The following is a 12,755-nucleotide window of genomic DNA, read 5'->3' on the forward strand; positions in this document are numbered from 1 at the left end:
AGCTATTTTTAATACTTGACCGATTTTGGGGTATCTGTTGACTATAAAAATGACGAGATTTCAAGAGACTCACCATTTTTATCTTTTTCGGATAATAAAGGGGCACCTTCAACTAAAGGCCATTCAATTCCAATATCAGAGTCACTCCATAGGATTGAATGTTCAGCTGATGGGTTGTAGTAATCCGTGCATTTATAAACAAACTCCGCTGCCTCACTAGTCACGTAGAACCCATGAGCAAAACCTTCAGGTACCCACAATTGACGTTTATTTTCAGCTGATAAATACTCTCCCACCCATTGACCAAAAGTTGGTGAACCTTTCCTAATATCTACTGCTACATCAAACACTTCACCTGAAACGACTCTTACCAACTTACCTTGAGTATTTTCTGTTTGGTAATGCAAACCACGTAAAATACCTTTCGTAGATTTAGAGTGATTATCTTGAACGAACTGCGTCGGTTTACCTGTCACTAGTTCTTCAAATTTATTTTGATTCCAAGTCTCCATAAAAAAACCACGCTCATCACCAAATACGCTTGGCTCTATAATTTTCACATCAGGGATACGAGTATCAATTACTTTCATTTTATTATCCTGTATACGCTTGAATATTATTTAACGCTGCTTTCCAATCACTCGCTCCAATAGAGAAATTTTTCGTGATTTTGGCAGTACTCAATTGAGAATTACTTGGACGCTTTGCTGGTGTTGGGTATTGATCAGTAGTAATGCTTGTTAAACTCGGTTTTTTCGCAAGCACCTTTTGCTCAACGGCAATATCAAAAATCGCGTTAGCAAAGTCAAACCAACTCACATGTGGCAAACCTGAGTAATGGTAAACACCGTACTCAACCGTATCACCTTGAGTAATACGCTTCGCAATTTTGATCAATGTATTGGCAATATCGCTGGCATACGTAGGCCCACCAAACTGGTCACCAACAATACTTAAGGCGTTTCTACTTTCAGCTAAACGCAGCATGGTTTTAACGAAGTTATTACCATTCTCACCAAATACCCATGCAGTGCGAAGGATAACGTGTTTCTCACACGCTTGTACCACAGCGATTTCACCGGCGAGCTTACTTTCACCATATACACCTTGAGGGTTTGTAGCATCCGTTTCCACATACTCGCCTGCTTTATTGCCTTCAAAGACATAATCCGTCGAGATATGTAAAATAGCTGCATCAATACTTTGGGCCGCTTGGGCTAAGTATTTTGGACCATCACGATTTATCGCATAAGACAGTTCAACTTCCTCTTCAGCTTTATCCACCGCGGTATGCGCTGCTGCATTAATAATGATGGTCGGTTGAAACCCAACAACGGCAGCATTGACAGCATCTTGACTCGTAATGTCAAGATGCTCTCTATCAAGCGCTAATATTGTTATATTTTCATTGTTGGCTAACTGTTCAGTGAGGCAAGAACCAACTTGACCGTGGCAGCCAGTAATTAATATACGCATTAAACCTCTGCCTTCGCTCTAGTTTCATTCACTAATCGTGTCAAGTATTGACCATACTCATTTTTCATCATAGGTTTAGCTAACGTTAATACTTGCTCATCACTCAACCAACCATTGCGCCATGCGATCTCTTCTAAGCAAGCGACTTTTAGCCCTTGAACATTTTCGATAGTTTGTACAAAAGATGAAGCTTCATGAAGACTTTCGTGGGTGCCTGTGTCTAGCCACGCAAAACCACGCCCCAATAGCTCCACGTTCAGCGAACCATCATTGAGATACATTTCATTAAGAGTTGTAATTTCTAGTTCACCACGATGAGACGGCTTCACTTGCTTTGCCATTTCAACTACTCGATTATCATAAAAATACAAGCCTGTAACTGCATAATTAGATTTTGGTGTTTCCGGCTTCTCTTCGATAGATATTGCTTTCATATTTTCATCAAATTCAACGACACCAAAACGCTCTGGATCTTTGACTTGATAACCGAAAACAGTAGCACCATAGCTTTGGCTAGCAGCAGAAAGTAAAGAATCAGAGAAATGTTGCCCATAAAAAATATTATCACCCAAGACTAAGCACACTGAATCGCCACCAATGAACTCTTCACCAATAATAAACGCTTGTGCTAGGCCATCTGGACTTGGTTGAATTGCGTACTCAAGGTTAATACCAAATTCAGAGCCATCACCGAGTAAACGCTGAAAACCTGCATTGTCTTCCGGTGTGGTAATAATCAAAATATCTTTAATGCCAGCGAGCATTAATGTCGATATTGGGTAAAACACCATTGGTTTATCGTAAATCGGTAAAAGTTGCTTTGATACTCCACGAGTCAACGGGTATAAACGAGTGCCAGAGCCACCAGCTAAAACAATACCTTTCATTATTTCTTCACCTTTGATTCTGTTGTTTCTACACCTAAACGCTGACGTTGGTAGCTACCATCTTGTACATTTTGGCACCACATAGAATTATCTAGATACCACTGAACCGTTTTACGAAGACCTGTTTCAAAAGTCTCCTTTGGCGTCCAGCCCAATTCAAGTTGCATTTTAGATGAGTCAATGGCGTAACGACGGTCGTGACCAGGGCGGTCTTGAACATACGTGATCTGATCTGCGTACGCTGACTCTCTCGGTACTAACGTATCTAGGATCTCACAAATAGTATTAACCACTTCGAGGTTTTTCTTTTCATTATGACCACCGATATTGTAGGTTTCACCGACTTTCCCTTCAGTCACGACTTTGTAGAGCGCTTTCGCATGGTCTTCTACGAATAACCAATCTCTGATTTGGTCGCCTTTACCGTAGATTGGGAGGTCTTTTCCTTCTAAAGCATTCAAAATTACTAATGGAATCAACTTCTCAGGAAAATGATAAGGGCCGTAGTTATTTGAACAATTCGTTACCATCGTTGGAAGGCCGTAAGTGCGTAACCAGGCTCGCACAAGGTGATCGCTCGATGCTTTTGACGCCGAGTATGGGCTTGATGGCTCATACGAAGTTGTCTCTAAGAACATCGGCAGCTCGGAGTCTTCAGGCACTTCGTCTGGATGTGGAAGATCCCCATACACTTCATCAGTAGAGATATGGTGAAAACGAAATTCTGCTTTTGCACACTCTTCAAGCGAATTCCAGTATTCGCGAGTCGCCTCTAATAACGTATATGTGCCAACTATATTTGTTTCAATAAATGCCGCGGGGCCAGTGATAGACCGGTCAACATGCGATTCGGCAGCTAGGTGCATGACAGCATCCGGTTTGTGCTCAGCGAACACTCGATCAAGCTCTGAACGATTACAGATATCCACTTGCTCGAACGCGTAACGTTCATTCGAATCCACTTCTAAAAGAGATTCTAAGTTACCTGCATAAGTGAGCTTATCAACGTTTACCACACTGTCCGTTGTATTATTTATAATGTGACGTATAACTGCTGAGCCGATAAAACCAGCGCCACCGGTGACTAATATCTTCACAAAAACTCCTAAAATATAGCTTAAAAATCAAAAAGTTAACACGCGACAGCAATCTCCACCAAGCATGCTACCGCCCTTTGGTCACAAAGCGAAACCACACTACGCATTCAAACTTTAAAATGTAAATTCTTCTATTATCTATGTATCAATGAATATAATCAAAAAAAAATCCAGTTATGTGCGCGGGTAAGCTAACTCTATGTACACCAAACCCCAAAACTCGCTATACTCCGGACCTATAGTTTTTCGCCCAATAACGAATAAGAGTTCAAGATATGCAAGAGTTAGTTCCATTTGTTCAAGAGAATATGATTTTAGCCGTCGTATGGATTGGCTTGATTGTTGCCATTATTGCGAACGTAATCAAAACATCAAACGCTGCCTACAAAGAGATCACGGCAGCACAAACCACACATCTGATTAACCGTGAAAACGGCGTTGTGGTGGATATTCGTACAAAAGATGAATTCAAAAAAGGCCACATTACTGACGCACTTCACATTTTGCCGTCAGATATCAAAGCAAATAGCTTTGGTAGCCTTGAAAGTCATAAAGCAGACCCAATCATCGTAGTATGCAAGACAGGTCAGACAGCTCAAGAAAGCGCTAACCTACTGGTTAAAGCAGGCTTCGAAAACGTAAGCATACTGAAAAGTGGCTTAGTGGCTTGGAGCGAAGCAAACCTACCTTTGGTTAAAGGTAAGAAATAGGTTAAAGGCAAGAAGTAGTTAAAGGTGAAAAGCCTTTAAAGACAAACAGCCGTTAACGACAAGCAGTAAGCTGACCTAATTACACGAATATGACTTTAAGGTTTTGTTCGGCAGATATGACGAACAAAACCTAATTATAAATTTTTAAGGACAAGAAAATGGCTGAAGCAGCACAACAAGACGCACAACAAAACTTCTCAATTCAACGTATCTTCCTAAAAGACGTATCTTTTGAAGCGCCAAACTCTCCAGACATGTTTCAAAAAGAGTGGAACCCAGATGTAAAACTGGACCTAGACACTCAAAGCCGTGAACTTGGCGAAGGCGTGTTCGAAGTAATCCTACGTCTAACTGTTACGGTTAAGAACGCAGATGACACAGCATTCCTTTGTGAAGTTCAACAAGGTGGTATCTTCTCTGCAAGCGAAATGGAAGCTGGTCAACTAGCACATTGCTTAGGTGCTTTCTGCCCTAACATCTTATTCCCATACGCTCGTGAAACGATTTCTAGCCTAGTGGTTAAAGGTACGTTCCCACAACTGAACCTAGCGCCAGTAAACTTTGATGCTTTGTTCATGAACTACCTACAAAACCAAGCTCAACAAGCAGAACAAACTGAAGGCGAGCAAGCTTAAGTTTCTAAGTAGAACTTAACGTTTAGTTAGCCAATGGTCCTTATAAACTCTTAGTTTATTAGAAGATTGGTTTTGATTAGAAGCTTGGCTTTTATTAAATAGTTAGTTTTAAATGCACATCGCAGCTTCTGCGGTGTGCATTTTTTGTATATTCTTTTAGTGAAGAGCGTTTTCTTTTAGCGGAGAGCGCTGTTATTTAGTAGAGAGCGCCTTTATTTGGTAGGAGCACTATCTTTTGGTAAAGACCTCTTTCTTTTATAGAGAACTTCTCCAGAACTCTTCGATTTCCCTCATTATTTTTAGGTGGAAGCATGACAGAAACAACTCGCCCGATTAACACGACAAACGCTTACGGTAAAGACATTGCGATGACAGTGGTAGGCGCAGGTTCTTATGGGACATCTTTAGCGATCTCTCTAGCGCGTAACGGTGCAAACGTTGTTCTTTGGGGGCATGATCCGGTTCATATGGCTCGTCTTGAATCTGAGCGTGCGAATAATGAGTTTCTGCCGAATATCGATTTTCCTGAAAGTCTCATCATCGAATCAGACCTTGAGAAAGCGGTAACAGCAAGCCGAGACCTTCTTGTTGTTGTTCCTAGCCACGTGTTTGGTATCGTTCTAAATAGCCTAAAACCTCACTTAACGACAAACTCTCGTATTTGTTGGGCAACCAAAGGTTTAGAGCCAGAAACAGGCCGCCTACTTAAAGATGTCGCCCACGATGTACTTGGTGATGGTTACTCACTGGCTGTTCTATCAGGTCCTACCTTCGCCAAAGAATTAGCGATGGGTATGCCAACGGCTATCTCTGTCGCTTCACCTGACGAAGTTTTCCTAGAAGAGCTACAAGAGAAGATTCATTGCGGCAAAACATTCCGCGTATACGCAAACTCTGATTTCATCGGCATGCAACTGGGTGGCGCGGTTAAAAATGTTATCGCAATTGGCGCAGGCATGTCAGATGGTATTGGCTTTGGTGCTAATGCTCGTACCGCACTTATCACGCGAGGCTTAGCGGAAATGAGCCGATTGGGCGCAGCTCTTGGCGCGCAACCAGAAACCTTTATGGGCATGGCTGGGTTGGGTGACTTAGTACTAACCTGTACTGATAACCAATCACGTAACCGTCGCTTTGGTTTGGCACTTGGCGCAGGCAAAGATGTGGATACCGCACAAGAAGAAATTGGCCAAGTCGTTGAAGGTTATCGCAACACCAAAGAAGTTTGGTTATTATCAGAACGCATGGGCGTTGAGATGCCAATTGTTGAACAAATTTATCAAGTGTTGTATCAAGGGAAAGATGCACACCTGGCGGCGCAAGATCTACTTGCACGAGACAAGAAGTCAGAAAGATAGTAAGAGCAGTAAAGAGATTCGAGTAAGCTAGATTCGAAAAGATGAAGAGCACATTCAAAGTTCGACGAAAAATGCTTTTCATTACTCGCTACTCTAATCGGCTCTTCTAAACTCACTCGTCTCTGCCCCTTAAAAAATAATGGATGGTAAAATGAAACACTGTGAACAACAAAAAGTTTGGCAATACATTGTGAAGGAAGCTCGACAGCAGTCGGAGCAAGAACCTATGCTTGCGAGTTTTTATCATGCCACGATTATCAACCATGAAAGCTTGGGGGCTGCACTCAGCTACATTTTGGCAAACAAGCTTAAAACAGCTTCAATGCCAGCAATGGCAGTGCGTGAAGTGGTTGAACAAGCATTTAAGCAGGACCAATCTATTATTGATGCGGCTGCTTGTGATATTTGCGCGACGGTAAATCGAGATCCTGCGGTCGAGATGTACTCGATGCCTCTGCTTTATCTGAAAGGCTACCACGCTCTGCAAGGTTACCGAGTGGCTAACTGGCTGTGGAAACAAGGGCGTATTGCACTTGCTACTTACTTACAAAACCAAATTTCAGTTGCTTGCCAAGTTGATATTCATCCGGCGGCTCGCATCGGTAAAGCAATCATGCTCGACCACGCTACAGGTATCGTGATTGGTGAAACAGCCGTCGTTGAAAATGATGTGTCTATCCTTCAAGACGTAACTTTAGGTGGTACGGGTAAAGAAGGTGGCGATCGTCACCCTAAAATCCGAGAAGGTGTAATGATCGGTGCTGGTGCCAAAATTCTCGGCAATATTGAAGTGGGTGAAGGCGCTAAGATTGGCTCTTGCTCTGTAGTTCTGCAAGCCGTACCACCTCATACGACTGTTGCAGGTGTTCCCGCTAAGATTGTCGGTAAACCGAAAACGGACAAACCTTCTTTGGATATGGACCAAGGGTTCAACGGTCGCTCTCAGAACTTCATCCATGGTGATGGGATTTAAGAGCAGATTCGGGATCCGATGAATAACCGATAGCCGAGATGCGAAAAGATTTAAAAGCGGATGTTGATAATGAATAAGAGCAAAATGACGATAATGATGAAACCAGTCCAAGCAATTAGCACTGTTCTTTTGATATCTGCCAGCCTTTGTGTTGCTCTTTTATCTACATCATCATTTGCCGCCTCTCAGGGGGAACTAAAAGGCGTATCGAGCGAAATATCTCGCCAACAAAAAAACCTTACCTCACAGCAGAAAAAACTCGATAGCCTACAGGCAAACCTCAAGAAACAAGAGCTCTCCATCGCTTCGCTTGAAAAAGCGATTCTAGACAGTAAAAAGCAACTCAATACTGCTAATGCTAATATTGCGAACTTAAGTACCAAGATAGAAGCACTCACAGCACAAAAAAAAATTCAGACAGACAAGTTAGAACAGCTCATTCAAACTTACTACATGACAAGCCGAGCTAAAGCCTCTTCTCACATTCTCAATACTGGGGTAGAAGAAGATCGCATTAGCCACTACTATCAACACCTTGCCAAAGCGCGCTCGGCAACAATCAAAACGCTTGAACGAACGCAGCTTGAATTAGAAGAAAGCCACAAACAGCGTCAACTTGAGCAAGAACAAATAGCTATGCTGTTAAAACAACAAACCTCAAAACGCGACAAGCTATCTCAGACTCAAACGCAGCGTAAACAAACGGTTGGCAGCATTAAGAAAAACATCTCGGGTGACAAGAACTATCTGGCAGAGCTTCAGCGAAATGAAACTCGCCTGAAAGCTGAAATAGCGAAAGCCGAGAAAGCGGCTCGTGAAAGACGCAATGCCGTCCCTATGGATGGGTTAGCCAAACGTAAAGGTAAACTACCTTGGCCAATCAAAGATAAAGTTCTACATAACTACGGTTCGCGCCAAACCGGCCAAGTAAACTGGAAAGGCATGGTGATCAACGCTAAATACGGTCAGCAAGTTAAATCGGTTTATTCAGGAACAGTGGTATTCGCTGAATATCTGCGTGGTTATGGCTTAGTAGTACTGCTTGACCATGGCAAAGGCGATATGACGCTCTACGGCTTTAACCAAGCGCTTTTAAAGAAAGAGGGTGACAAAGTTAAAGCGGGTGAAGCGATTGCACTTGCTGGTAACACTGGCGGCCAAACTCGTCCATCACTGTACTTTGAGATTCGTAGAAACAGCCAAGCTCAGAACCCGAAGAGTTGGTTGGTTAGGTAAAAGCAGATACGGGATGCGAAAAATTTAGAGCTGATTTAGGAATTGAAGAGAACTTCATTACCGCTATCTAGCTACTCGAGTCAGCTCTTGCCCGCTCTTCAAATCCCCTTTTCGCTCACTCATCTCTTTCTACTTCGAATTCAAAGCCCTTACACCATCTTCCAATAATGTCAGCTGCTCGAAGCCTTGTGTTGTTGCAATCGGTTTGACGGTCGCTATCATCTGTAGCATTCCTTGATGGACCACTTGCTCAGTAATTTGAGCTTTTGGAGACATTGCAGACTGATATGCCAACCAACCCGATGCAATCAAGTGAAGAGACGTAACCATCGATTTCATTTCTGCATCTGTTGCTTTGAGCAAGTTCAACTCAACGAAGGCTCTCATGATACCCACAAGATTAGTTTGCAGTTTTTCTTGAACTGCCATGTAATCAAGATGGAGCTTTTCATCACGAGACAATATTTCAGGTAGGTTCGCATAGAAGAATCGGTACTTCCACATCAGCGTGAAGATAGAATCTAAGTAGCTCTTTAGTAGCGTCAGACTTTCTTGTTGCCCTTGAATCGGTGTGAACCTTTCAAGCAACTCTGTCGAATAGAGAGTAAAGATATCACGGACAATTTCTTGTTTGTTGCGGAAGTGGTAGTAGAGATTACCAGGGCTAATCTCGATGTGCTCAGCAATATGATTGGTCGTAATACTACGCTCGCCATGCTCATTAAAAAGCTCTAGAGCAGCATAAACAATCTTGTCACGTGTTTTCATTGATAATAAGTATCCCTATCCGTTTAGTGGTTCAGTATATCGCCACTAAGCGGATAGATCGAGCTGATAACATCTGGTCGAATTAGCAAACGCTAAAATTCACCTTCAATCCATCACACCTGTAATTAATAGCTGCTAGAATCAATAGCTGCGGGAATCAATCACTGCCAAACAGGTCTCGTGTGTACACCTTATCTGCAACGTCTGATATTTCATCGACCATTCTGTTGGATACAATCACATCAGATACGGCTTTGAACTCTTCTAGGTCAGAATAAACCTTCGAGTTAAAGAAGTGTTCTTCTTCCAACACAGGTTCGAACACGACCACTTCAATACCTTTAGCTTTCAAACGCTTCATGATGCCTTGAATCGACGACGCACGGAAGTTGTCTGAACCGGCCTTCATGATCAATCGATAAATGCCCACCACTTTAGGCGAGCGCTTAATAATGGACTCCGCAATAAAATCTTTACGAGTGCGGTTAGCGTCAACAATAGCGCCCACAATGTTGTTAGGTACATCTTGGTAATTAGCCAACAGTTGCTTGGTGTCTTTCGGTAAGCAGTAACCACCGTAACCAAATGAAGGATTGTTGTAATGATTGCCAATTCGAGGGTCTAAACCCACACCTTCGATGATCTGACGAGAATCTAAGCCATGCGCTTCCGCGTAAGAATCGAGCTCATTGAAATAAGAAACACGCATCGCCAGGTAGGTATTTGAGAAGAGCTTTACTGCTTCCGCTTCTGTGGAGTGAGTAAATAGTACGTCGATATTCTCTTTTTCTGCGCCTTCAACAAGAAGGTTTGCAAACACTTTAGCTCGCTCAGAACACTCACCAACAATGATTCGTGATGGGTGCAGGTTATCGTACAGGGCTTTGCCTTCACGTAAAAATTCTGGCGAGAACATAATGTTTTCACAGTTCAAATCTTGCTTAACGCGCTCAGTATAACCAACAGGTACCGTTGATTTGATCACCATGACGGCATTCGGGTTTACCATCATTACGTCACGAATCACCGACTCTACAGAACTGGTATTAAAGTAGTTCGTTTTAGGGTCATAGTCGGTTGGCGTAGCGATAATAACGAAATCCGCATCTTGATACGCTTGCTTATCGGTTGTGGCTTGAAAACTCAAAGCACGATTAGCCAAAAACTCTTCAATCTCTACATCCATGATTGGCGATTGCTTGTTGTTCAACATCGATACCTTTTCTTCGACGATATCAACTGCAACAACATCATGATTCTGCGCTAACAACATCGCATTGGATAAACCTACATAACCGGTACCCGCAACTGCAATTTTCATGATAATACCTATAATTTCGAGTGCTTACTGCGCACTTACCTAAGACTAATCTGCTCATATCATACTCCGCTTAAGGAATTATTCCACTAGCCCGTCTTTGTCATTCCTTGCTATACTCGCGGTAGTTTTATATTCAAAAGAGTAGGAAAAATATGATTATCGTAACTGGTGGTGCTGGCATGATCGGCAGCAATATTGTGAAAGCACTCAATGACGCAGGCCACAACGATATTCTAGTTGTCGACAACCTCAAGAACGGTAAAAAGTTCAAGAACCTTGTAGACCTAGACATCACTGACTACATGGATCGCGACGACTTCCTAACTCAAGTTATGGCTGGCGATGATTTCGGCCCTATTGAAGCTATTTTCCATGAAGGCGCTTGTTCAGCAACGACTGAATGGGATGGTAAATACATGATGCTTAACAACTATGAGTACTCAAAAGAGTTACTGCACTACTGTGTTGAGCGTGAGATCCCCTTCCTATATGCCTCTTCAGCTGCAACTTACGGTGAGACAGATACTTTCATCGAAGAGAAAGAGTATGAAGGCGCATTAAATGTCTATGGTTACTCTAAACAACAATTTGATAACTATGTTCGCCGCCTAACTGCGGATGCTGCAGCGCATAACGAGACGTTACCTCAAATCACAGGTTTCCGTTACTTCAATGTTTACGGTCCACGTGAAGAGCACAAAGGTAGTATGGCCTCTGTTGCTTTCCACCTAAACAACCAAATGAACGCGGGAGAGAGCCCTAAGCTGTTCGCAGGTAGCGAAACATTCCAGCGTGATTTTGTGTATGTCGGTGATGTTGCAGCAGTAAACCTATGGTTTTTAGAAAACGGTGTATCTGGTATTTTTAACCTAGGTACAGGTAATGCGGAGTCTTTCCTAGAAGTAGCAAAAGCGGTGATCAAGCATCACGGTAAAGGTGAAATCGAAACGATTCCTTTCCCTGAGCATTTGAAAGGCGCTTACCAAGAGTTTACTCAAGCTGATCTTACAAAACTTCGAGCAGCTGGCTGTGATGTGGTTTTTAAAACCGTAGCGCAAGGCGTTGCTCAATACATGCAAATTGTAAATAAGTAGCATCACATTAAACTTAGAGGGCGGGGTACAACACTCCCCGCCCTCCTGACGTCTAATACCAGGCAAGGCAAAAATTAGATTAGTGCTGCAAGCAAGTACTCTATATCTTCCTCGAATACGATAAATGTAAAGTGGTATAGAAAAGCTAAGTAACTTTTAAGGTTAGTGATTTTAAATGACAAATCAACGCGATGACTTTGATCCAAAAGCTTACAACCCTAGCTTTCGATGGGCATTCCTCGCTCCTAAGCTATGGGGAACTTGGTTAGCCGTTATATTGGCACTCCCAGTAGCCCTACTTCCATTACGCTTTCATCAATTGTTAGCGCGCATTATTGCTTTAAGGCTATCTAAATCAAAAAAAGGCCCAGCTCATAGAGCCCGGGTAAATTTTGAACTTTGCTTTCCGAACCTCAGTTTTCAAGAGCGTGAGCAATTAATTTATAAGACGCTATACACAGCTAGTGTTTTTGTACTTCGCTTTAGCTTACTGACTTTAAAATCAAAATCTTGGTTACAGGAGCAATGTGAATTCGTTGGGAAAGAAAACCTAACCAAGCACACTGATAACGGTGAAAGTGTCATATTATTAGTTCCACACTCATGGGCTATTGATATTCCAGCAGTAATGCTTGCTTCAATGGGCCTCCCTGTCTCTGCAATGGCAAAGAAGCAAAAGAACCCGGTGTCTGATTGGCTTATGCATCGTCAAAGAGTTCAATATGGCGGTCGTGTGTATGAACGCTCTGGTGGAATAAAGCCATTTATCAAATCAATAAAAGATGGCTATTTGGGGTATTACCTTCCAGATCAAGACCATGGAGCTGAGCTTAGTGAGTTCGTTAGCTTTTTTGATACAACGAAAGCTACCCTACCAGGGCTAAGTAAATTGGCTAAGTTATCTAAAGCTAAGATAGTACCGCTTTTCGCATCCATCGACCCTGAAACAGGAAAGTATTCATTAGAAGTTTTACCAGCCCTTGAACTGCAAAGCGAAGAACAAGCAGATGCTCGAGCGATGAACCAGGCTATTGAAACATTTGTAGAACCTAAGCCTGAACAATACATGTGGATTCTCCAACTTCTCTATACACAGCAAGATGGAACGAACTTCTATAATTTGTTTAAACCTCGCTATGACAGTGACTGGAAAGTCGGTTCAAGCAATAACACAAACCATAAAAGATAAGAACAAGACCA

13 protein-coding genes are annotated in these 12,755 nt (G+C 42.5%); 7 read left to right on the plus strand and 6 right to left on the minus strand.

Annotated elements, in window-relative coordinates; translation table 11 throughout:
- Positions 1–41 precede the first annotated feature (41 nt).
- From rfbC to rfbB, 4 genes are read right to left on the minus strand one after another with little or no spacing between them, the layout of a single operon-like run.
- Positions 42–590 (minus strand): dTDP-4-dehydrorhamnose 3,5-epimerase, encoded by a 549-nt coding sequence (gene rfbC, locus OCV36_RS15285; RefSeq protein ID WP_135455718.1) that lies wholly within the window; start codon positions 588–590, stop codon positions 42–44.
- A 4-nt stretch (positions 591–594) separates the two neighbouring features.
- Positions 595–1,476: a dTDP-4-dehydrorhamnose reductase gene (rfbD, locus tag OCV36_RS15290; protein WP_135455720.1), complete on the minus strand. Its 882-nt coding sequence runs from the start codon at positions 1,474–1,476 to the stop codon at positions 595–597.
- A complete protein-coding gene (gene rfbA, locus OCV36_RS15295; RefSeq protein ID WP_135455722.1) occupies positions 1,476–2,363 on the minus strand; it encodes a glucose-1-phosphate thymidylyltransferase RfbA in 888 nt (295 codons plus the stop codon). The genes rfbD and rfbA overlap by 1 nt, the downstream gene beginning before the upstream one ends.
- Positions 2,363–3,460, minus strand: coding sequence for a dTDP-glucose 4,6-dehydratase (rfbB, locus tag OCV36_RS15300; RefSeq protein WP_135455724.1), 1,098 nt, complete (start codon positions 3,458–3,460; stop codon positions 2,363–2,365). The genes rfbA and rfbB overlap by 1 nt, the downstream gene beginning before the upstream one ends.
- Before the next feature lie 275 nt (positions 3,461–3,735).
- On the opposite strand from rfbB, the gene OCV36_RS15305 reads away from it, so the two are divergent.
- The 5 genes from OCV36_RS15305 to OCV36_RS15325 all read left to right on the plus strand — a co-directional run bounded on the left by OCV36_RS15305 (position 3,736) and on the right by OCV36_RS15325 (position 8,372).
- Complete coding sequence (locus OCV36_RS15305) at positions 3,736–4,170, plus strand: rhodanese-like domain-containing protein (protein WP_135455726.1); 435 nt, start codon at positions 3,736–3,738, stop codon at positions 4,168–4,170.
- Positions 4,171–4,328: 158 nt separating this feature from the next.
- Positions 4,329–4,805, plus strand: a complete 477-nt coding sequence (secB, locus tag OCV36_RS15310; RefSeq protein ID WP_017074437.1) for a protein-export chaperone SecB — start codon at positions 4,329–4,331, stop codon at positions 4,803–4,805.
- A gap of 311 nt (positions 4,806–5,116) precedes the next feature.
- Positions 5,117–6,163 (plus strand): NAD(P)H-dependent glycerol-3-phosphate dehydrogenase, encoded by a 1,047-nt coding sequence (gpsA, locus tag OCV36_RS15315; RefSeq protein ID WP_017074436.1) that lies wholly within the window; start codon positions 5,117–5,119, stop codon positions 6,161–6,163.
- A 151-nt stretch (positions 6,164–6,314) separates the two neighbouring features.
- Complete coding sequence (cysE, locus tag OCV36_RS15320; RefSeq protein WP_135455727.1) at positions 6,315–7,136, plus strand: serine O-acetyltransferase; 822 nt, start codon at positions 6,315–6,317, stop codon at positions 7,134–7,136.
- An 84-nt stretch (positions 7,137–7,220) separates the two neighbouring features.
- Positions 7,221–8,372 carry a murein hydrolase activator EnvC family protein gene (locus OCV36_RS15325; protein ID WP_261887536.1) on the plus strand — a complete coding sequence of 384 codons (1,152 nt, stop codon included), beginning with the start codon at positions 7,221–7,223 and terminating at the stop codon, positions 8,370–8,372.
- 129 nt (positions 8,373–8,501) lie between these two features.
- Here OCV36_RS15325 and OCV36_RS15330 read toward each other — a convergent pair whose 3' ends face one another.
- Positions 8,502–9,140 (minus strand): TetR/AcrR family transcriptional regulator, encoded by a 639-nt coding sequence (locus OCV36_RS15330; RefSeq protein WP_017074434.1) that lies wholly within the window; start codon positions 9,138–9,140, stop codon positions 8,502–8,504.
- A gap of 157 nt (positions 9,141–9,297) precedes the next feature.
- Complete coding sequence (locus tag OCV36_RS15335) at positions 9,298–10,461, minus strand: nucleotide sugar dehydrogenase (RefSeq protein WP_135455731.1); 1,164 nt, start codon at positions 10,459–10,461, stop codon at positions 9,298–9,300.
- A 152-nt stretch (positions 10,462–10,613) separates the two neighbouring features.
- Between OCV36_RS15335 and rfaD the strand changes: the two genes are divergently transcribed.
- Positions 10,614–11,555: an ADP-glyceromanno-heptose 6-epimerase gene (gene rfaD / locus OCV36_RS15340; RefSeq protein WP_135455733.1), complete on the plus strand. Its 942-nt coding sequence runs from the start codon at positions 10,614–10,616 to the stop codon at positions 11,553–11,555.
- A gap of 175 nt (positions 11,556–11,730) precedes the next feature.
- Entirely contained in the window at positions 11,731–12,744 is a 1,014-nt protein-coding gene (gene lpxM / locus OCV36_RS15345) for a lauroyl-Kdo(2)-lipid IV(A) myristoyltransferase (RefSeq protein ID WP_135455735.1), read from the plus strand.
- The last annotated feature ends 11 nt before the right edge of the window (positions 12,745–12,755 follow it).

It is taken from the genome of Vibrio echinoideorum (assembly GCF_024347455.1).
Classification (GTDB): Bacteria; Pseudomonadota; Gammaproteobacteria; order Enterobacterales; family Vibrionaceae; genus Vibrio; species Vibrio echinoideorum.